The sequence below is a fragment of the Pseudomonas sp. AG1028 genome (assembly GCF_007993955.1).
In the GTDB taxonomy this organism is placed as follows: Bacteria; Pseudomonadota; Gammaproteobacteria; order Pseudomonadales; family Pseudomonadaceae; genus Aquipseudomonas; species Aquipseudomonas straminea.
Window position 1 is genome coordinate 357,935 of sequence record NZ_VIVP01000004.1, and the last position, 19,204, is coordinate 377,138.

Annotated in this window: 18 protein-coding genes; 7 read left to right on the plus strand and 11 right to left on the minus strand. The window is 64.8% G+C overall.

Annotated features, from left to right (window positions below; genetic code table 11):
- Nucleotides 1-49: 49 nt before the first annotated feature.
- The 4 genes from pheA to FB481_RS08760 all read right to left on the minus strand — a co-directional run bounded on the left by pheA (nucleotide 50) and on the right by FB481_RS08760 (nucleotide 6,432).
- Nucleotides 50-1,159, minus strand: coding sequence for a prephenate dehydratase (pheA, locus tag FB481_RS08745; protein ID WP_147176031.1), 1,110 nt, complete (start codon nucleotides 1,157-1,159; stop codon nucleotides 50-52).
- A complete protein-coding gene (gene serC, locus FB481_RS08750; RefSeq protein ID WP_147176033.1) occupies nucleotides 1,159-2,244 on the minus strand; it encodes a 3-phosphoserine/phosphohydroxythreonine transaminase in 1,086 nt (361 codons plus the stop codon). Before serC ends, pheA begins: the two co-directional genes overlap by 1 nt.
- An 85-nt stretch (nucleotides 2,245-2,329) precedes the next feature.
- The gene (gene gyrA, locus FB481_RS08755; protein WP_147176035.1) at nucleotides 2,330-5,137 is read right to left on the minus strand and encodes a DNA gyrase subunit A; all 2,808 of its coding nucleotides are present in this window, start codon (nucleotides 5,135-5,137) and stop codon (nucleotides 2,330-2,332) included.
- A gap of 224 nt (nucleotides 5,138-5,361) precedes the next feature.
- Nucleotides 5,362-6,432, minus strand: coding sequence for a s-methyl-5-thioribose-1-phosphate isomerase (locus FB481_RS08760; RefSeq protein WP_147176037.1), 1,071 nt, complete (start codon nucleotides 6,430-6,432; stop codon nucleotides 5,362-5,364).
- A gap of 124 nt (nucleotides 6,433-6,556) precedes the next feature.
- Between FB481_RS08760 and FB481_RS08765 the strand changes: the two genes are divergently transcribed.
- Together FB481_RS08765 and ubiG are read left to right on the plus strand one after the other, a co-directional pair.
- A complete protein-coding gene (locus FB481_RS08765; RefSeq protein WP_147176040.1) occupies nucleotides 6,557-7,876 on the plus strand; it encodes a TRZ/ATZ family hydrolase in 1,320 nt (439 codons plus the stop codon).
- 265 nt (nucleotides 7,877-8,141) lie between these two features.
- A complete protein-coding gene (gene ubiG / locus FB481_RS08770; RefSeq protein ID WP_093506859.1) occupies nucleotides 8,142-8,840 on the plus strand; it encodes a bifunctional 2-polyprenyl-6-hydroxyphenol methylase/3-demethylubiquinol 3-O-methyltransferase UbiG in 699 nt (232 codons plus the stop codon).
- Between the two features lie 15 nt (nucleotides 8,841-8,855).
- On the opposite strand, the gene hpxK is transcribed toward ubiG, so the two are convergent.
- From hpxK to FB481_RS08805, 7 genes are all read right to left on the minus strand, one after another.
- Nucleotides 8,856-10,118 carry an allantoate amidohydrolase gene (gene hpxK, locus FB481_RS08775; protein ID WP_147176041.1) on the minus strand — a complete coding sequence of 421 codons (1,263 nt, stop codon included), beginning with the start codon at nucleotides 10,116-10,118 and terminating at the stop codon, nucleotides 8,856-8,858.
- Nucleotides 10,118-11,350, minus strand: coding sequence for an alanine--glyoxylate aminotransferase family protein (locus FB481_RS08780; RefSeq protein ID WP_147176043.1), 1,233 nt, complete (start codon nucleotides 11,348-11,350; stop codon nucleotides 10,118-10,120). Before FB481_RS08780 ends, hpxK begins: the two co-directional genes overlap by 1 nt.
- A gap of 24 nt (nucleotides 11,351-11,374) precedes the next feature.
- A complete protein-coding gene (locus tag FB481_RS08785; protein ID WP_093506853.1) occupies nucleotides 11,375-12,112 on the minus strand; it encodes an amino acid ABC transporter ATP-binding protein in 738 nt (245 codons plus the stop codon).
- Nucleotides 12,093-12,749: an amino acid ABC transporter permease gene (locus FB481_RS08790; RefSeq protein ID WP_093507001.1), complete on the minus strand. Its 657-nt coding sequence runs from the start codon at nucleotides 12,747-12,749 to the stop codon at nucleotides 12,093-12,095. Before FB481_RS08790 ends, FB481_RS08785 begins: the two co-directional genes overlap by 20 nt.
- Complete coding sequence (locus tag FB481_RS08795; RefSeq protein WP_093506851.1) at nucleotides 12,749-13,414, minus strand: amino acid ABC transporter permease; 666 nt, start codon at nucleotides 13,412-13,414, stop codon at nucleotides 12,749-12,751. Before FB481_RS08795 ends, FB481_RS08790 begins: the two co-directional genes overlap by 1 nt.
- A 10-nt stretch (nucleotides 13,415-13,424) precedes the next feature.
- Nucleotides 13,425-14,237 carry a transporter substrate-binding domain-containing protein gene (locus FB481_RS08800; protein ID WP_372239552.1) on the minus strand — a complete coding sequence of 271 codons (813 nt, stop codon included), beginning with the start codon at nucleotides 14,235-14,237 and terminating at the stop codon, nucleotides 13,425-13,427.
- Between the two features lie 233 nt (nucleotides 14,238-14,470).
- Nucleotides 14,471-15,310 (minus strand): MurR/RpiR family transcriptional regulator, encoded by an 840-nt coding sequence (locus FB481_RS08805; protein WP_147176045.1) that lies wholly within the window; start codon nucleotides 15,308-15,310, stop codon nucleotides 14,471-14,473.
- A 130-nt stretch (nucleotides 15,311-15,440) separates the two neighbouring features.
- Here FB481_RS08805 and hpxX point away from each other — a divergent pair, with 130 nt between their 5' ends.
- The 5 genes from hpxX to FB481_RS08830 all read left to right on the plus strand — a co-directional run bounded on the left by hpxX (nucleotide 15,441) and on the right by FB481_RS08830 (nucleotide 19,089).
- A complete protein-coding gene (gene hpxX / locus FB481_RS08810; RefSeq protein ID WP_093506847.1) occupies nucleotides 15,441-15,629 on the plus strand; it encodes an oxalurate catabolism protein HpxX in 189 nt (62 codons plus the stop codon).
- Nucleotides 15,626-17,020, plus strand: coding sequence for an AtzE family amidohydrolase (locus tag FB481_RS08815; RefSeq protein WP_147176047.1), 1,395 nt, complete (start codon nucleotides 15,626-15,628; stop codon nucleotides 17,018-17,020). Before hpxX ends, FB481_RS08815 begins: the two co-directional genes overlap by 4 nt.
- A gap of 4 nt (nucleotides 17,021-17,024) precedes the next feature.
- The gene (gene hpxZ, locus FB481_RS08820; protein ID WP_147176049.1) at nucleotides 17,025-17,408 is read left to right on the plus strand and encodes an oxalurate catabolism protein HpxZ; all 384 of its coding nucleotides are present in this window, start codon (nucleotides 17,025-17,027) and stop codon (nucleotides 17,406-17,408) included.
- Nucleotides 17,409-17,555: 147 nt separating this feature from the next.
- Nucleotides 17,556-18,227, plus strand: coding sequence for an N-acetylmuramic acid 6-phosphate phosphatase MupP (gene mupP / locus FB481_RS08825; RefSeq protein WP_147176051.1), 672 nt, complete (start codon nucleotides 17,556-17,558; stop codon nucleotides 18,225-18,227).
- A 121-nt stretch (nucleotides 18,228-18,348) separates the two neighbouring features.
- Nucleotides 18,349-19,089: a YciK family oxidoreductase gene (locus tag FB481_RS08830; protein ID WP_147176054.1), complete on the plus strand. Its 741-nt coding sequence runs from the start codon at nucleotides 18,349-18,351 to the stop codon at nucleotides 19,087-19,089.
- Nucleotides 19,090-19,204 lie beyond the last annotated feature (115 nt).

Genomic DNA, 19,204 nt, shown 5'->3' on the forward strand with positions numbered 1-19,204 from the left:
AGCACAAGCCTGTCGCCTGTCGCCCGCAGCCCGCGGCCTGGAGCCGCAGTTAAAGTACTGCCTTGGGATAGGAACCCAGCACCTTGAGCGCCACGGCTTCCTGATTGATTTTTTCCAGCACGTCCTTGATCAGCGGATCGCGGTGGTGGCCGACGAAGTCGATGAAGAAGGCGTAGGTCCACTTGCCGCTGCGCGACGGGCGCGTTTCGATGCGGGTCAGGTCGATGCCGTTCTGATGGAACGGCACCAGCAGCTCGTGCAGGGCACCGGGCTTGTTGCGCATCGAGACGATCACCGAGGTCTTGTCGTCGCCGGTGGGCGGCACTTCCTGGTTGCCGATGATCAGAAAGCGCGTGGAGTTGTCCGGGCGATCCTCGATCTTCTCGGCCAGGCGGGTCAGGTCGTACAGGTTGGCCGCCATGTCGCCGGCAATCGCCGCTGAGTTCCACTCGCTCTTCACCCGGCGCGCCGCGTCGGCGTTGCTGGAAACCGCCACGCGCTCGACGTTCGGGTAATGGGCGTCCAACCACTTGCGGCACTGGGCCAGGGACTGGGCGTGGGAGTAGATGCGGGTAATGCGGTCGGTCTTGGTGGCATCACCGACCAGCAGGTGATGGTGGATGCGCAGCTCCACTTCGCCGCAGATCACCAGATCGTGCTCGAGGAAGCTGTCCAGGGTGTGGTTGACCGCACCCTCGGTAGAATTCTCCACCGGCACCACGCCGAAGTTGACGGCGCCGGCCACCACCTCACGGAACACTTCGTCGATCGCCGCCATGGGCTGGCTGATCACCGCGTGACCGAAATGCTTCATCGCCGCCGCCTGGGAGAAGGTGCCTTCCGGGCCGAGGTAAGCGACCTTGAGGGGGTTCTCCAGGGCCAGGCAGGACGACATGATCTCGCGAAACAGCCGCGCCATGTCCTCGTTGCCCAATGGCCCGCGGTTGCGCTCCATCACTCGTTTGAGCACTTGCGCCTCACGCTCGGGGCGGTAGAACACCGGCACCTCGCCTTCGGCCAGGGTCGCCATCTTCACCCGCGCCACTTCTTCGGCGCAGCGCGCACGGTCGCTGATCAGTTCGAGGATCTTCTCGTCCAAGCTGTCGATGCGCAGGCGCAGGGCCTGCAGCGCCTGGTCGGTGTTGGCGTCGTTGCTCATCAGGCGTGCTCCTTCTCGAACTCCGCCATGTAGGCGACCAGCGCCTCGACCGCATCCAGGCCCACGGCGTTATAGATGGAGGCGCGCATGCCGCCAACCGAACGGTGGCCCTTGAGGTTAAGCAGGCCGCGGGCATCGGCGCCAGCCAGGAACGGCTTGTCGAGGCGCTCGTCAGCCAGACGGAACGGCACGTTCATCCACGAGCGGGCGTTCTTGGCGATCGGGTTGCTGTAGAACTCGCTGGCGTCGATGGCCTTGTACAGCAGGTCCTTCTTGGCCTTGTTGCGCTGCTCCATGGCGGCAACCCCGCCCTGCTCCTTCAGCCACTCGAAGACCAGGCCGGAGAGGTACCAGCTGAAGGTCGCCGGGGTGTTGTACATCGAGCCGTTATCGGCGGCGATCTTGTAATTGAGCATGGTCGGGCAACTGCTGCGCGCGCGACCGAGCAGGTCTTCGCGAATGATCGCCACCACCAGGCCGCTGGGGCCGATGTTCTTCTGGGCGCCCGCGTAGATCAGGCCGAACTTGGAGATGTCCACTTCACGGGACAGGATATCCGAGGACATGTCGACCACCAGCGGTACGTCGCCGGTCTCGGGGATCCAGTCGAACTGCAGGCCGCCGATGGTTTCGTTGCTGGCGTAGTGCAGATAAGCGGCGTTCCTGGACAGCTGCCAATCGTTCTGCCCGGGAATGGCGAAGTAATCGTAGGGCTTGGCGCTGGCAGCGACGTTGACGTTGCCGTAGCGGCGGGCCTCTTCGATGCTCTTCTTCGACCAGATGCCGGTGTCGATGTAATCGGCGGTGCCGTCTTCGGGCAGCAGGTTGAGCGGAATCTCGGCGAACTGCTGGCTCGCCCCGCCTTGCAGGAACAGCACTTTGTAATCGGAGGGAATGGTCAGCAGATCGCGCAGATCCTGCTCGGCCTTTTCGGCGATGACCACGTAGTCGTCGCTGCGGTGGCTCATTTCCATGACGGAAAGGCCCTTGCCCTGCCAGTCGAGCAACTCGGCCTGGGCACGCTGCAGAACGGCTTCGGGAAGCGCGGCCGGGCCGGCGCAGAAGTTAAAGGCTCGCTTGCTCACAATTCACTCTCGCTTGACTGTCTGCTACATCTATCTGGCGAAATGCTGCCCGCAGTGCCGTGACACTGCAGGCAGAGCGGCGCGGTTAGGCGTCGCGATCTTCTGCTGCTGGCTCGTCACCCTCTGCTGCCGACTCTTCACCGGCAGCAGTTTCATCGGCTTCGGCGTCGACGATCGGATTGCCCTCTTCGTCCAGCGCCACTTCGACGTCTTCCTCGGACGGCTCCTGCACACGCTCCAGGCCGACCAGTTTCTCGTCCTTGGCCAGTTTGATCAGGGTCACGCCCTGGGTATTGCGGCCGGAACTGGAGACTTCGTCGACACGGGTACGCACCAGGGTGCCCTGGTCGGAAATCAGCATGATTTCCTCGCCGTCCTGCACTTGGATGGCGCCGATCAGCGGGCCGTTACGCTCTTTGGTGATCATGCCGATCACGCCCTGGCCGCCACGGCCGCGACGCGGGAACTTGGACAGCGCGGTGCGCTTGCCGAAACCACGCTCGGAGGCGGTGAGGATTTGCGCACCGGCCTCCGGGATCAGCATGGAGATCAGGCGCTGGTCTTTGCCCAGACGCATGCCGCGGATACCACGGGCGCCACGGCCCATGACGCGCACCACGCTCTCGGCGAAACGGATCACCTTACCGGCGCTGGAGAACAGCATGACTTCCTTGGCGCCGTCGGTGATGGCGGCGGCGATCAGGGTGTCGCCTTCCTTCAGCTTCAGGGCGATCAGGCCGTTGGAACGCGGACGGCTGAACTGCACCAGCGGGGTCTTCTTCACGGTACCGGAGGCGGTGGCCATGAAGATGTAGGCGCCAGTCGGCTCGGCCACCAGCTCGGCGGTCTCACCCTCGACTTCCTCGACCTCGGCGGCTTCAGCCACTTCCTCGGCTTCAACGATCTCGCCTTCGAGCACGGCGTCGTCGCTGTCGTCCACGTCATCGGCGCCGGCTTGCTGCTGCAGGGCTTCGAGGTCGATCTGCAGCATGGTGGTGATGTACTCACCTTCTTCCAGCGGCAGCAGGTTGACCAGCGGACGGCCGCGGGCAGCGCGGGACGCTTCGGGAATTTCGTAGGTTTTCAGCCAGTACACCTTGCCTTTACTGGAGAACAGCAGCAGCGTGGCGTGGCTGTTGGCGACCAGCAGATGCGCTATGTAATCCTCGTCCTTGATGCCGGTGGCCGACTTGCCCTTGCCGCCGCGGCGCTGGGCCTGGTAGGCGGTCAACGGCTGGGTCTTGGCGTAGCCGCCGTGGGAAATGGTCACCACGCGCTCTTCTTCCGGGATCATGTCACCCAGGGTCAGATCCAGACGCGAATCGAGAATCTCGGTGCGGCGCTTGTCGCCGAACTCGGCCTTGACCGCTTCCAGCTCCTCGCGAATCACTTCCATCAGGCGCACGGCGCTGGTCAGGATGCGGATCAGCTCGCCGATCTGGTTGAGGATTTCCTGGTACTCGGCCAGCAGCTTCTCGTGCTCCAGGCCGGTCAGGCGGTGCAGACGCAGGTCGAGGATCGCCTGGGCCTGTTCCGGCGACAGGTAGTACTTGCCGTCGCGCAGACCGTATTGCGGATCGAGACCTTCCGGGCGGCACGAGTCAGCACCAGCGCGCTCGACCATGGCTTCCACGGCGGTGGATTCCCAGGCGGTGGAAATCAGCGCCTCCTTGGCTTCGGATGGCGTCGGCGAGGCCTTGATCAGGGCGATGACCGGGTCGATGTTGGACAGCGCGACCGCCTGACCTTCGAGGATGTGACCACGCTCGCGGGCCTTGCGCAGTTCGAACACGGTGCGGCGGGTAACCACCTCACGACGGTGCAGGATGAAGGCATCGAGCATGTCCTTGAGGTTGAGGATCTTCGGCTGGCCGTCGATCAACGCCACCACGTTGATGCCGAACACGCTCTGCATCTGGGTTTGGGCGTAGAGGTTATTGAGGATCACTTCGGGCACTTCGCCACGACGCAGCTCGATGACCACGCGCATGCCGTCCTTGTCGGACTCGTCGCGCAGTTCGGTGATGCCTTCGATCTTCTTCTCTTTGACCAGCTCGGCGATCTTCTCGATCAGACGGGCCTTGTTCAGCTGGTACGGCAGTTCGGTGACGACGATCTGCTGGCGGCCGCCGACCTTGTCGATGTCCTCGACTTCGGCACGGGCGCGGATATAGATGCGACCACGGCCGGTACGGTAGGCCTCGATGATGCCGGCGCGCCCGTTGATGATGCCCGCGGTCGGGAAGTCCGGGCCGGGGATGTACTGCATCAGCTCATCGACGGTCAGTTCCGGGTTGTCGATCAGCGCCAGGCAGCCGTCGATCACTTCGCCGAGGTTGTGCGGCGGGATGTTGGTCGCCATGCCCACGGCGATACCGCTGGAACCGTTGACCAGCAGGTTGGGGATCTTGGTCGGCATGACCGCCGGGATCTGCTCGGTGCCGTCGTAGTTGGGCACCCAGTCGACGGTTTCCTTGTGCAGGTCGGCCAGCAGCTCGTGAGCCAGCTTGGTCATGCGCACTTCGGTGTATCGCATGGCCGCGGCGTTGTCGCCGTCCACCGAACCAAAGTTACCCTGGCCGTCGACCAGCAGGTAGCGCAGCGAGAATGGCTGGGCCATCCGCACGATGGTGTCATAAACGGCGGTGTCACCGTGGGGGTGATATTTACCGATCACGTCACCGACCACACGGGCGGACTTCTTGTAGGGCTTGTTCCAGTCGTTGCCCAGCTCGCTCATGGCGAACAGCACCCGGCGGTGCACGGGCTTCAGGCCATCGCGCGCATCCGGCAAGGCACGCCCGACGATCACGCTCATCGCGTAGTCGAGGTACGACTGTTTCAGTTCATCTTCGATGTTGACCGGGAGGATTTCTTTGGCCAGTTCGCCCATGAGTAGCCTGATTCCTTTTTTCTGATGAAACTCCGCCCGGCTCATCTGGAGCCCGGCGAAGCGCGTCGCGATGGCATCAGGCCAGCGACGACTCACGACAAATCAATACGTTATGTCATGCATTCGAGCAGTGACGGCAACCGCAGACGGCGCCCCTGAAAACTGCCGGAGCTTACCACAAAGCACGCTGCGCACCTATCCCTGCAGCTTATGTAGCTAGGCGCTCAGTGCAGCCGCTTGCGACACATCAACTGGGTGAGCTTGGCGGCATCCGGCCGCTCGATCACCCCGCGCTCGGTGACCAGGAAATCCACCAGATCGGCGGGCGTGACGTCGTAACGCGGCGTCACTTCATCGACGCCCTCGATACGTTCGCTGGCCGCGTAAGCCAGCGGAGCGTGGCCCAGATCATGAAAATCGTCCTCGCCGCTCTCCAGCTGCAGGTCAATGACCGCACTCGGCGCCACCACCATCAGCCGCACACCGTGGTGCATGGCAGCCACGGCCAGCTGATAGGTGCCGATCACGCCGAGCACATCACCATTGGCGGCGATCCGCTCAGCACCGACGATGGCCCAGGTGACGCCACGCTCCTTCATCACATGGGCGAGCGCCGCATCGGCGCTCAAGGTCACGGCGATACCTTCCTGATCGAGTTCCCAGGCAGCCAGACGCGCGCCCTCGAGCAATGGCCGGCCCTCGCCCAGGTAGCAGCGCTCCAGCAAGCCTTCGAGCTGCGCGGCGCGAATCACGCCAAGGGCCGTACCAATGCCGCCACTGGCCAGCGCACCGGCACTGCCGATACTCACGAGGTTCTGCAGGTTGCCCTGAAAGCCGCGGATCAGTTCCACGCCTAGTTGGGCCATGGCCAGATTGGCTTCGCGATCACGCTGATGGGCGCCGCAGGCTTCGTCCTCCAGCACGGCCAGGGGCTGCGCGCCGGGCTTGCTGATCGCCAGGCGCTGCTGCATGCGCGCCAGCAGGCGTTCGCCCTCCTCAAACGGCAAACCGGCCGCGCACAAGGTGTCGATATCGAGCTGCAGCCCGGCTCGCCAGTCGGCCCCCTCTTCCATGCGCTGACGGGCGCCCAGCACCAGTCCATAGCCACTGCAGATCACCTGCGCGGCAGCGCCCTGCAGCGCACCTTCGGCCAGCATGGCGGCCACCGCCGATACCGAGTGACAGGCCTGCCAGACCTGCTCGCCCGGCAGGCGACGCTGATCGAGCACGTGCAGCGCACCCTCGCGCCAGACGAACCCCACGACCTGTTCGGCAGCCAGCAAACGCTCGCGCATCACCTACTCCATCCTAGAAAGCCGGCCAGTATACGCCCGCCAGGCAGCCGGCCGCACGCCGCGCACCTTCAAGACCGAGGCATTGCGCTATAGAATCAGCGCTTTCGCTCACGGAAACCCGCCCATGGCAGATGCTGCGCTCGACCTTTTATTGCTGCCCACCTGGCTGGTGCCGGTCGAGCCCGCCGGCGTCGTGCTGCATGACCATGGCCTGGGTATCCGCGACGGCAAGATCGCCTTGATCGCCCCCCGCGCCGAGGCCTTGCGCCGCGGGGCGACGGAAATTCGCGAACTGCCCGGCCGCCTGCTGACCCCCGGCCTGGTCAATGCCCACGGCCACGCCGCCATGACCCTGTTCCGCGGCCTGGCCGATGACCTGCCGCTAATGACCTGGCTTGAAAAGCACATCTGGCCGGCGGAAGCCAAATGGGTCGACGAGCAGTTCGTGCAGGACGGCACCGAGCTGGCCATCGCCGAACAGATAAAGAGTGGCATCAGCTGCTTCGCCGACATGTACTTCTTTCCCGAAATGGCCTGCGAGCGGGTACACGCCAGCGGCATGCGCGCGCAGATCAGCATTCCAGTGCTGGACTTCGCCATTCCCGGCGCCCGGGATGCCGACGAGGCCCTGCGCAAGGGCGTGACCCTGCTCGACGACATGAAGCATCACCCGCGCATCAGCGTCGCCTTCGGCCCTCACGCGCCCTATACGGTCAGCGATGCCAACCTGGAAAAGCTGCGCATCCTCGCCGAGGAAGTGGACGCCGGCATTCACATGCACGTCCATGAAACCGCCTTCGAAGTGCAGCAGAGCCTGGAGCACCACGGCGAGCGCCCGCTGGCGCGGCTCAATCGCCTGGGCCTGCTGGGCCCGCGCTTCCAGGCCGTGCACATGACCCAGATCGACGACGAAGACATCGCCCTGCTGGTGGCCACCAACAGCAGCGTGATCCACTGCCCTGAATCCAACCTCAAGCTGGCCAGCGGCTTCTGCCCGGTCGAGAAGCTCTGGCAAGCCGGCGTCAACGTGGCCATCGGCACCGACGGCGCAGCCAGCAACAACGACCTCGACCTGCTCGGCGAAACCCGCACGGCCGCCCTGCTGGCCAAGGCCGTGGCGGGCTCGGCCAGCGCCCTGGACGCCCACCGCGCCCTGCGCATGGCGACCCTCAACGGCGCCCGCGCCCTGGGTCTGGAAGGCGAAATCGGCTCGCTGGAAATCGGCAAGGCCGCCGACATCGTCGCCTTCGACCTGCGCGGCCTCGCCCAGCAGCCGGTGTACGATCCAGTTTCGCAGCTGATCTACGCCACCTCGCGGCACTGCGTGGAGCACCTGTGGGTGGCCGGCAAACCGCTGCTAGAAGAAGGTCGGCTGACGCGCCTGGACGAAGAACGCATCATTGCCACCACGCAGCAATGGGGTGCGAAGATAGGACACCGCTAAAAACGTTACCGAGGCAGTCAGCACAAGGCAAAAACAGGCGAGGAAGCGGAGTTTACGAGCGGTAAATGAGCATTTCGAGCCTGTTTTTAACGCAGTGATGACAACGCAGGTAGTTTTTAGGGTGTCCGATTACCGGGCGTCCGGCACATTGATCGCAAACTACGGCAAACTGTCACACATCACAGGCCAGCAGCGCCGCGCAAGGCTGGCAATATGGACGCACTGCGCGTCCTGTCATACGTATTCGCTTTATTCAGGGAAAACCATGAGCAACGTCGACCACGCTGAAATCGCCAAATTCGAAGCCCTCGCCCATCGCTGGTGGGACAAGGAAAGCGAGTTCAAGCCGCTGCACGAGATCAACCCGCTGCGCGTCAACTGGATCGACGAGCGAGCCGGCCTGGCCGGCAAGAAGGTGCTGGATGTCGGCTGTGGCGGCGGCATTCTCAGTGAAGCCATGGCCCAGCGCGGCGCCAGCGTGACCGGTATCGACATGGGCGAAGCGCCGCTGGCCGTGGCCCGTCTGCACCAGCTCGAGTCGGGCGTAGAGGTGGATTATCGGCAGATCACCGCCGAAGCCATGGCCGAAGAAATGCCCGGCCAGTTCGACGTGGTTACCTGCCTGGAAATGCTCGAGCACGTGCCGGATCCGTCCTCGGTGATTCGCGCCTGCCACAAGCTGGTCAAACCCGGCGGCCAGGTGTTCTTCTCCACCATCAACCGCAACCCCAAGGCCTACCTGTTCGCGGTGATCGGCGCCGAATACATCCTGCGCCTGCTGCCGCGCGGCACCCACGATTTCAAGAAATTCATCCGCCCTTCCGAGCTGGGCGCCTGGAGCCGTCAGGCCGGCCTGGAGGTCAAGGACATCATCGGCCTGACCTACAACCCGCTGACCAAGCACTACAAGCTGGCCAAGGATGTCGACGTCAATTACATGATGCACACACGCAAGGCCGACTGACCGCCAGCTCTACCCTCAGGCCGCCGACTCCGGCGGCTGTTCGGCCAGCGCCTGCGCCCAGCGCGCGTAGGCGTCGACCGCCAGGCCCACGTCCTCGGCTGCAACCGCCTCGGCCGGGTTATGGCTGATGCCCCCGGCACAACGCACGAACAGCATGCCGACCGGCCAGCGCTCAGCCATGGCGATGGCGTCATGGCCAGCGCCACTGGGCAGCGACAGGCTGCGCCCCTGCACCTCGCTCAACACCTGCGCCAGTGACGCCTGCATGGCGGCGTCGCAGCGGGTCGCGCAAATACCGTAATACTGGCTGGCAGCGAAGCTCAGCCCGCGCTGCCGGGCGATGGCTTCGCCCTCGCCGAGCAGGTCGTCGAGCAGCTCGGCCAGGGCGTGATCCTCGGGGCCACGGACATCCAGGGTCAATTCGACCTCCCCCGGAATGACGTTCACCGCCCCTGGATGGCATTGCAGGCGGCCCACGGTGGCCACCAGTTGCGGGCCATGCTGCCGGGTCCGTGCCTCGATCGCCACCATCCAATGCGCGGCGGCGGCCAGGGCGTCCTGGCGATGACTCATCGGCACCGTACCGGCATGCCCGGCCTGGCCGATGAAATGGCAGTTGAGCCGGCGCGCGCCATTGATGGCCGTGACCACGCCCAGCGCCAGCGCTTCACGCTCCAGGCACGGGCCCTGCTCGATATGCAGTTCCAAATAGGCCGCGAAATCCCCGACCGGGCGGGCAGCGCTGGCGATAGCCGAGCCATCGAGCCCCCAGGCCGTCATCGCCTGGGCGACGCTGATGCCATCCGCATCGGCCTGGGCGAGCCACTGCTGCGGCCAACTGCCAGTCAGCCCGCGGCTGCCCAGCAGGGTGATGCCGAAGCGCGTGCCCTCCTCGTCGCCGAAGCCGACGATCTCGATGGCCAGCGGCAGGCGGATACCGAGGTCGTGAAAACGCTGCACCACCTCGATGGCGGCGATCACCCCGAGCATGCCGTCGTAGCGCCCGGCATTGCGCACGGTGTCCAAGTGCGAGCCGAGCAGCAGCGCCTGGGCGCCGGCACTCTGGCCTTCATAGCGGCCGCAGATGTTGCCGACGGCATCCTGCCAGGTGCGCATGCCGGCCCCTTGCATCCACTCGCCGACCAGGGCATTGGCGCGCTGGTGCTCGGGCGACAGGTACACCCGGGTCAGCCCGTCGGCGGACTCGCTGATCGCCGCCAGTTCGTCGCAGCGCGCCATGACCCGCGCCGCGGCCTGTCGATTGTCCAGAGCACCCATCAGCGGCGCTCGCCGTAGTGATCCCAGGCCGCCTGCATGGCCGCGCCCTGGGTGGTGCGCAGGCCGAGGCGGTTGAGCACCGCCTCCAGGGCGCTGAGGGTCTGCATCACGCAATCCTTGCGGGCGTTGTAGCCCATGGTGCCGATGCGCCAGATCTTGCCGGCCAACGGCCCGAACGAGGTGCCGATCTCGATGCCGAAGTCCTCGAGCAGCAGCTTGCGCACCTCATCGCCGTTGACCATCTGGGGAATCACCACGCCCAGCACGTTGTTCATCTTGTGTTCGAGATTGCCGAAAGTCTCCAGGCCCATGCCCTGAATGCCCTTGAGCAGCGCGTCGCCGTGCAGCTTGTGGCGCGCGATGGCAGCGTCCAGGCCTTCTTCGAGCAGCACACGGGCGCACTCGCGGGCACCGAACAGCGCCGAGGTGGCTTCGGTGTGGTGGTTGAGGCGCTCGGGGCCCCAGTAGTCGAGGATCATGCCGAGGTCGAAATAGTTGGAGTAAATCATCTCGTCCTCGCCGTCGCGATGGGCGTCGGTGCGGATGCCGGCCTCGACATGAGCGCGGCGGCGGATCACCTCCACCATCGCCGCACCCAGGGTGATCGGCGCGGTGCCGGATGGCCCGCCGAGGCACTTCTGCAAGCCGGCGGAGACCGCATCCAGCCCCCAGGCATCGGCTTCCAGGGCATTACCGCCCAGGGAGGCGGTAGCGTCGGTGTAGAACAGCACGCCGTGGCGGCGGCAGATCTCGCCCAGCTCGGCCAGCGGCTGCAGCATGGTGGTCGAGGTGTCGCCCTGCACGGTCAGCAGCAGGCGCGGCTTGACCTGCTTGATCGCATCCTCGATCTGCTGCGCGCTGAACACTTCGCCCCACGGCACTTCGATGCTGTGCACCTCGGCGCGGCAGCGTCGGGCGATTTCACAGAGCAGGTGGCCGAAACGGCCGAATACCGGCACCAGCACCTTGTCGCCGGGGCGAATCGCCGACACCAGGATGGCCTCAATGCCGGCGCGCGAGGTGCCGTCGACCAGCAAGGTGGCGGCATTGGTGCTGCGGAACACGCCGCGATACAGGGCCATCACTTCGTTCATGTAGCCGGTCATGGCCGGGTCGTACTGGCCGATCAACTGGCTCGACATGGCGCGCAGCACGCGCGGGTCGGCATTGATCGGGCCGGGGCCCATGAGCAGGCGCTGGGGCGGATTGACGGGCAGGAAAGTCGTGTTCATCTGGTTTTCTCGTTCTTGAGACGCTCAGTTCAGTCCGCGTACGGACGAGATGAATTGCTTGAGTTCGGCGCTTTGCGGGTTGGCGAACAGTTCGCGGCTGGGGCCTTGCTCCCATACGCGGCCCTGATGCATGAACACCACGCGGTCACCCACTTCCTGGGCGAAATTCATTTCGTGGGTGACCAGGATCAGCGTCATACCCTCCTTGGCCAGTTGTTCGAGCACCTTGAGCACCTCGCCGACCAGCTCCGGGTCCAGCGCCGAGGTGATTTCGTCGCACAGCAGCACCTTGGGCGTCATGGCCAGCGCACGGGCGATGGCGACGCGCTGCTGCTGGCCACCGGAAAGGCTCGCCGGGTAATAGTCCAGGCGATCACCGAGGCCCACCTTCTCCAGCATGCGTGCCGCGAGCTCACGGCACTCGGCCTCGCTCTTCTTGAGCACGCGACGCGGCGCCAGCATGACGTTCTCACGGGCGGTCATGTGCGGGAACAGATTGAAGCTCTGGAACACCATGCCCACCGAGCGGCTGATTTCCCGCGCCTGGGAATCGCGGTCGGTGATGGTCATGCCGCCGAGTTTGATGCTGCCGTCCTGATAGCCCTCCAGGCCATTGATGCAGCGCAGCAAGGTGCTCTTGCCCGAGCCGCTGCGGCCGATGATCGACACCACCTCGCCCACCTCGATATCGAGATCGACACCCTTGAGCACGTGGTTGTCGCCGTAGTACTTCTGTACCTGATCAATGGTGATGAGCGGCATTGAATTTCTTCTCCAGATACTGGCTGTAACGCGACAGCGGATAACACATCAGGAAGTAGCCCAGCGCCACCAGACCGAACACCTTGAATGGCTCGTAGGTGACGTTGTTGAGGATGGTGCCGGCCTTGGTCAGCTCGACGAAACCGATGATCGACGCCAACGCGGTGCCCTTGATCACCTGGACGGCGAAGCCCACGGTGGGCGCGATGCCGGTGCGCAGCGCCTGGGGCAGGATGACGCGAAACAGCGTCTGCCCGACATCCAGCCCCAGGCAGCGACAGGCTTCCCACTGACCACGGGGTAGCGCGCGGATGCTGCCGTGCCAGATATCCACCAGAAACGCGCTGGTGTAGAAGGTCAGCGCCAGCGAGGCGGCCGTCCAGGGCGACACGTCGATGCCCAGCAGGGCCACGCCAAAGAACGCCAGGAACAGCTGCATGAGCAGCGGCGTGCCCTGAAACAGTTCGGTATAGCCGCGAATCAGCCAGTGCGGCCAGGCGCGCTTAGACAGCCGCGCCATCACCAGGGGGATGGCCACCAGGGTGCCGCCGATGAATGCGGTCAGAGACAACAGAACGGTCCAGCGCGCAGCCAGGAGCAGATTGCGCAGGATGTCCCAGTCGGTGAAGGTGGTCATCATGGCTGCTCTCCAAACCACTTGCGGCCGGCCGCCAACAGCAGCTGACGCATGGCGATGGACAGCGCCAGGTACATCAGCGTGGTCACCAGGTAAACCTCGAAGCTCAGGAAGGTACGCGACTGGATCAGGTTGGCCGCGAAGGTCAGCTCCTCGTGGGAGACCTGGGAAACCACCGAGGAGCCGAGCATGACGATGATGCACTGGCTGACCAGCGCCGGATAAATGCGCTTGAGCGATGGCGGCAGCACCACACGCACAAAGGTCTGCGTGCGGCTCAGCCCCAGTACGCGACCTGCCTCCCACTGGCCCCGGGGCGTGACCTGGATGCCGGCGCGGATGATCTCGGTGCTGTAGGCGCCCAGGTTGATCAGCATGGCCAGCAGCGCCGCCTCGCCCGCCGTTAGCTTCACACCCAGGTTGGGCAGGCCGAAGACGATGAAGAACAGCTGCACCACGAACGGCGTGTTGCGAATCAGCTCGACGTAGACGCCCCACAGGCGGCTCAGCACGCTGGGCCGGCTGCTGCGCAGGGCCGCACCGAGAATGCCCAGGCCCACGCCGCCCACGGTCGCCATCACCGTGAGCTGAATGGTCACCCAGAGACCGGACAGCAGCTCCGGCCAGTAGGGCCATAGAGCGGAAAAGTTCAGCTGCGCCATCATCAATCAGCCCTTACGCGCCCAGGTTCGCGGGCAGCGGTGCCTTCAGCCATTGCTCGGAAAGGTCGTTGAGCGTGCCATCGGCCTTGGCCTGTTCGATCAGTGCATCGACCTTGGCTTTCAGTGCCGCCTCCCCCTTGCGCAGGCCGATGTAGCACGGCGAATCCTTGAGCATGAACTTGGCCACCGGAGCACGGGCCGCGTTCTGACGCTCGATGGCCGCAACCACCAGGTTGCCGGTGGCGACGAACTCAACCTGCCCGGACAGATAGGCCGACAGCGTGGTGTTGTTGTCCTCGTAGCGCTTGACCTCAGCCCCCTTCGGCGCCACCTCGGTGAGCACCATGTCCTCTACTGCGCCGCGGGTCACGCCAATCGACTTGCCGACCAGCTCGTCGGCCTTCGCCAGGGCGGCGTCCTTGGCACCGAACACGCCAAGGAAGAACGGCGCGTACGCGGCGCTGAAATCGATCACCTGCTCACGCTCGGCGTTCTTGCCCAGGCTGGAGATCACCAGGTCGACCTTGTCGGTCTGCAGGTACGGCACCCGGTTGGCGCTGGTGACCGGCACCAGCTGCAATTTAAGTTTCATCTCCTTGGCCAGGTATTTGGCCATATCGATGTCGTAGCCCTTAGGTTGCAGGTCGGTGCCCACGGAGCCAAATGGCGGGAAATCCTGCGGCACGGCGATGCGGATCACCCCGCGTTTTTCGATCTCTTGCAACTGGTCCGCCAGCGCAGTGGCTGCCTGGGTCAGCAGCAGGCCAGCGGTCAGCAGTGCGATCAGTCCCTTCTTCATCGGCTTCACCCCATCATCGTCAGTCATGAAACGAAAGATTCGTTATTTACAAATCTGCAACCAACGTGCCAGTGCATTTTCCAGCCATGCTTTTTCCGGGCAACGCCTGCCAGACCGGCCCGGCAAGCCAACCACCTCGGACATTGCAAGCGATTGCTACCGTTCCAAAAGCACGATAAAGAGGCGAAACAAATGCATAGACCGCCACAAAAAAGGGCGCCATCTGGCGCCCTGATACTGCTTCGCACCACAAAGGCGCACTAACGCTGTTCCAATTCGTCCAGTTGGCCATAGAGCCCGGCGATCTGGTGAATGCGTTGACGCCCCTCGGTCAATCGCTCATGCAGCAGCGCGTTGACCAGCAGGTTGATCAGGCTGTTGGCGCTGGAATAACTGTCGAATGCCGACACGCTGTCCAGTGGCGCGCACAAGTGCCAGCTGGCGAGCGCGATGACGCCCTGGGCCTGCGGCTCGCAGATCACCAGGGTCGGTACCTGCTGGGCCTGCAGTGCTTGCAGGAGCGGGCGAATGATCCGCGGGCGGCGCCTGAACCCGAACACCACCACCAGATCGTCGGCCGTCAGGTCGACCAGCTCCTCGGCCAGCGTCTGCCCTGGCTGGGGCAGCACCTGCACCGCACTGCGCACCTGCAGCAGTTGCTGGCGCATGTGCAGCGCCACGGGAAAGGCGTTGCGCAGGCCCACCACGAAGACGCGCCTGCTGCTGCCCAGCGCGCGAACCACCTCGCCGAACGGCTCGGCCTCGATGGCATTGACCCACTGGGTAAGGTTGGCCATTTCCTGTTTGTAATGCCGCGCCAGCAAGGTGTTGCCCTGCACCACGTCACGGTTGTCGGCCACCGGCATACCGCTCTGGCGCAGGCTGCGCTGCTCATCGCGCATGTCCTTGTATTTCTCGTACCCCAGGCGCTTGAACAGCCGGCTCACGGTGGCCTTGGAGACCCCGGCGAGCCGCGCCAGCTCGGCGCTGTTGTAGCTGACCAGATCATCGTAATGATCGAGCACGAAGTCAGCGATGCGCTGCTCCTGTGGCGCGAGCTGTGCATAGTGGCTGCGCAGACGTTCATCGAGTTGAGTCATGGAAGGCGCCTTGTAACTTTCGTTTCATTCGACCGATGATATAGAAACTGCCCACCTGCTGAAATCGCCCCGCGGCAATTCATTCCACCGCACCCGTGGCCTAGAGCCGCCACTTCGCAAGGAGACCACCATGCCACCGATCACGCCCGACTGGGCCGCCTATGTCGCCCAGATGGAACAGGTTCTGGCCCTGGAGCTGGACGACGCGCGGCGTCAGGAGCTGCTCACTCAGTTCAGCCGCATCGCCGCCATGGCCGAACCGCTGATGGCCTTTGCGCTCGATGATCGACTGGAAGTTGCAGGGGTGTACCAGGCATGAATCCCGCCCTGCTCTCCATCGACGAAATCCGAACGGCCCTGGCAGCGGGCGAGCTCAGCGCACGAGAAATCACCGAGCACAGCCTGGCGGCCATCGAACGCCATAACCCGGCAATCAATGCCTGGACGCAGATCACCCACCAGCGCATGCGCGAGGAAGCCGAGCGGCTGGACCGCTTGCGCCGCGAAGGCTCGCCCCTGCCCGCCCTGGCGGCGGTGCCCTACGGGGCGAAGAATCTGTTCGATGTCGCCGGCTTTCCGACCCTGGCCGGCGCCCGGCTGTTCCAGAACCGACCAGCCGCACAGGCCGACGCCTGGGCCGTGCGCCAACTGTCCGCCAGCGGCGCCCTGCTCTCGGGGATGCTGAACATGGATGCCTACGCCTACGGGTTCACCACGGAAAACACCCACTTCGGCGCGACCCGCAACCCCCACGACCTGTCGCGTATCGCCGGTGGATCCTCCGGAGGCTCGGCAGCGGCGGTCGCAGCCGGCCTGGTGAACTTCTCCCTGGGCAGCGACACCAACGGCTCCATTCGCGTGCCCGCCTCGCTCTGCGGAATCTTCGGCCTCAAGCCCACCTTTGGCAGGCTGTCGCGCAGCGGCTCGCACCCGTTCGTGGGCAGCCTCGACCATATCGGGCCGCTGGCGCGCAGCACCGCCGACCTTGCCGCCGTCTACGACGCACTGCAGGGCCATGATCCGGCGGACGGTTTCCAGGCCAGCCAGCCGCCGCAAGCCGTATCGGAGCTTCTCGAGCAGGATCTGGGTGGCCTGCGCGTCGGCGTGCTGGGCGGCTACTTCCAGCAGTGGTGCGACGACAGCGCCCGTGAGGCCGTGGCCCGGGCCGCCAAGGCCCTGAACGCCAGCGAGGAAGTCACCCTGGCCGACGCCGAACTGGCGCGCACCTCGGCATTCATCATCAGCGCCAGCGAGGGCGGCAATGCCTACCTGCCGGCACTGCGCAGCTCACCGGAGGTGTTCGAGCCGCTGTCGCGCGAACGTCTCCTGGCCGGCGCGATGATTCCCGCCGCCTGGTACGTCCAGGCGCAGCGTTTCCGGCGGCATTTCCAGAACCAGGTACTGCCGCTGTTCAACGATATCGACGTGCTGATCGCCCCGGCAACGCCCACCAGCGCGACACCCATCGGCCAGGCGACCCTGCGTATCAACGGCGTCGACCTGCCGACCCGCGCCAGCATGGGCATGCTGGCGCAGCCGATTTCCTTCCTCGGCCTGCCGGTGGTCAGCGTGCCGCTGCGTACCGCCGCCGGCCTGCCAATCGGCGTGCAACTGATCGCCGCGCCATTCCGCGAAGACGCCTGCCTGTGCGCGGCCGCAGCGCTGGAGCGCCTGGGCATCGCGCAAGCACAAGCCGTGAACCTGGAGTGAATGCATGAGCCCTGAACAGATAGACCTGCCCGTCGTACGCGCCGAAGTCACCGCGGCCTTCCAGCGCTACGAACGGGCGTTGGTCAGCAACGATATCGCCGTGCTCGACGAGCTGTTCTGGCACGACCCGCGCACCGTGCGCCTCGGCGCCTCCGAAAACCTCTATGGCATCGACGAGATCCGCGCCTTTCGCGCGGCGCGACCAACCGCCGGCCTGCACCGCGAATTGCACAACACGGTCATAACCACATATGGCGAGAACTTCGCCGTGTGCAGCACCGAGTTCACCCGCGCGGGCAGCGAGCGCATCGGCCGCCAGCAGCAGAGCTGGGTGAAGCTGGATGGCGGGTGGCGCATCGTCGCCGCCCAGGTAAGCCTGATGAGCTGAGCGGCTGCACGCTGCGACAAAGTGACATACAGTGGGAGAACGCCGCCCCAATCGGCAACGGAAACTGGCAACATGCGGCCTACGCCATTTGCCTACGCCGATGTGGGCACATGCCAACGCTATGACTCGAATCCCCAAGGAGGCCTGATGCGCTTGCGCGCGGTTCTTTTCGACATGGATGGCACGCTGCTCGACAGCGCGCCGGACTTCATCGCTATCTGCCAGGCCATGCGCGCCGAGCGCGGCCTGCCGCCGGTAGCGGAAAAGCTGATTCGCGACCACGTCTCCGGCGGCGCCCGGGCGATGATCCTCAACGCCTTCGACGTCGACCCGATGAGCCCGGGTTTCGAAGCCTTGCGCCTGGAGTTCCTGGAGCGCTATCAGGATCACTGCGCGGTGCTGACCCGCCCTTACGAAGGCATCGAGCCGCTGCTCGAGGATATCGAACGGGCCAAGCTGATCTGGGGCGTGGTGACCAACAAGCCGCTGCGTTTCGCCGAGCCGATCATGCAGCGCCTGGGCCTGGCCGAGCGCTCCTCGATCCTGATCTGCCCGGACCACGTGACCCGCAGCAAGCCCGATCCGGAGCCGATGATCCTCGCCTGCTCGACCCTCAAACTCGACCCGGCCAGCGTGCTGTTCGTCGGCGACGACCTGCGCGACATCGAATCCGGCCGCGACGCCGGCACCAAGACCGCGGCGGTCACCTACGGCTACATCCACCCCGACGACAACCCCCGTCACTGGGGCGCCGACGTGGTCATCGACCACCCGCTGGAGCTGCGCAAGGTGCTCGATCAGGCGCTGTGCAGCTGCTGAATCGTTTGCCCCTTCATGACACCGATCAGCAAGCGCTGAGCGTCCCCCGCCTAAAATGAGCCCGCTGCCTTGTCGGCGGGCTGCATTCATTTCATCCCTACGAAACCAGAGGACTGTTGCCATGTTCGATTACAGCGCCCGCCCCGACCTGCTCAAGGATCGCGTGATCCTGGTGACCGGCGCCGGCCGCGGGATTGGCGCCGCCGCAGCGCGCACCTATGCTGCCCATGGCGCCACCGTGCTGCTGCTGGGCAAGAGCGAGGAGAACCTGGTGCGCACCTACGACGCCATCGAGCAGGCGGGTCATCCGCAGCCGGTGGTGATGCCATTCGATTTGGAAACGGCGCTGCCGCACCAGTACGACGAGCTGGCGGCGATGGTCGAAAAGGAATTCGGCAAGCTCGACGGCCTGCTGCACAACGCCTCGATCATCGGCCCACGTACGCCGCTGGAGCAGCTCTCCGGCGATAATTTCATGCGTGTCATGCAGGTCAATGTCAACGCGATGTTCATGCTGACCAGCACGCTGTTGCCGCTGCTCAAGTTGTCCGCCGATGCTTCGGTGGTATTCACTTCCAGCAGCGTTGGCCGCAAGGGCCGCGCTTACTGGGGCGCTTATGCGGTGTCCAAGTTCGCCACAGAAGGGCTGATGCAGGTGATGGCCGACGAGATCGAAGGCATCACCGCGATCCGCGCCAACAGCGTCAACCCGGGCGGCACCCGCACCGACATGCGGGCCCAGGCTTATCCTGGCGAGGATCCGCAGACCCGACCGACGCCGGAGGCCATCATGCCGGTCTACCTGTACCTGATGGGGCCGGACAGCCAGGGCATCAATGGCCAGGCATTCGACGCCCAATAACCGCCGCCTTATCGCCCTTGCCCACCACGATCGGCGCCGCGACATTAAATTGTCGCGGCGCCTTTTCAGAGCGGCAAATGCTTGCCGTCATTCTGACGGCGCATTGCCATCAATG

Excerpts from the sequence above, each read along its gene's own strand:
- hpxX (WP_093506847.1), top strand. The coding sequence starts at position 15,441 with ATGCCACCGATCACGCCCGACTGGGCCGCCTATGTCGCCCAGATGGAA.
- pheA (WP_147176031.1), bottom strand. The coding sequence starts at position 1,159 with ATGAGCAACGACGCCAACACCGACCAGGCGCTGCAGGCCCTGCGCCTG.
- FB481_RS08830 (WP_147176054.1), top strand. The coding sequence starts at position 18,349 with ATGTTCGATTACAGCGCCCGCCCCGACCTGCTCAAGGATCGCGTGATC.
- hpxZ (WP_147176049.1), top strand. The coding sequence starts at position 17,025 with ATGAGCCCTGAACAGATAGACCTGCCCGTCGTACGCGCCGAAGTCACC.
- FB481_RS08805 (WP_147176045.1), bottom strand. The coding sequence starts at position 15,310 with ATGACTCAACTCGATGAACGTCTGCGCAGCCACTATGCACAGCTCGCG.
- FB481_RS08765 (WP_147176040.1), top strand. The coding sequence starts at position 6,557 with ATGGCAGATGCTGCGCTCGACCTTTTATTGCTGCCCACCTGGCTGGTG.
- FB481_RS08800 (WP_372239552.1), bottom strand. The coding sequence starts at position 14,237 with ATGACTGACGATGATGGGGTGAAGCCGATGAAGAAGGGACTGATCGCA.
- ubiG (WP_093506859.1), top strand. The coding sequence starts at position 8,142 with ATGAGCAACGTCGACCACGCTGAAATCGCCAAATTCGAAGCCCTCGCC.
- FB481_RS08815 (WP_147176047.1), top strand. The coding sequence starts at position 15,626 with ATGAATCCCGCCCTGCTCTCCATCGACGAAATCCGAACGGCCCTGGCA.
- FB481_RS08795 (WP_093506851.1), bottom strand. The coding sequence starts at position 13,414 with ATGATGGCGCAGCTGAACTTTTCCGCTCTATGGCCCTACTGGCCGGAG.
- FB481_RS08790 (WP_093507001.1), bottom strand. The coding sequence starts at position 12,749 with ATGACCACCTTCACCGACTGGGACATCCTGCGCAATCTGCTCCTGGCT.
- FB481_RS08785 (WP_093506853.1), bottom strand. The coding sequence starts at position 12,112 with ATGCCGCTCATCACCATTGATCAGGTACAGAAGTACTACGGCGACAAC.
- hpxK (WP_147176041.1), bottom strand. The coding sequence starts at position 10,118 with ATGGGTGCTCTGGACAATCGACAGGCCGCGGCGCGGGTCATGGCGCGC.
- FB481_RS08780 (WP_147176043.1), bottom strand. The coding sequence starts at position 11,350 with ATGAACACGACTTTCCTGCCCGTCAATCCGCCCCAGCGCCTGCTCATG.
- FB481_RS08760 (WP_147176037.1), bottom strand. The coding sequence starts at position 6,432 with ATGCGCGAGCGTTTGCTGGCTGCCGAACAGGTCGTGGGGTTCGTCTGG.
- gyrA (WP_147176035.1), bottom strand. The coding sequence starts at position 5,137 with ATGGGCGAACTGGCCAAAGAAATCCTCCCGGTCAACATCGAAGATGAA.
- mupP (WP_147176051.1), top strand. The coding sequence starts at position 17,556 with ATGCGCTTGCGCGCGGTTCTTTTCGACATGGATGGCACGCTGCTCGAC.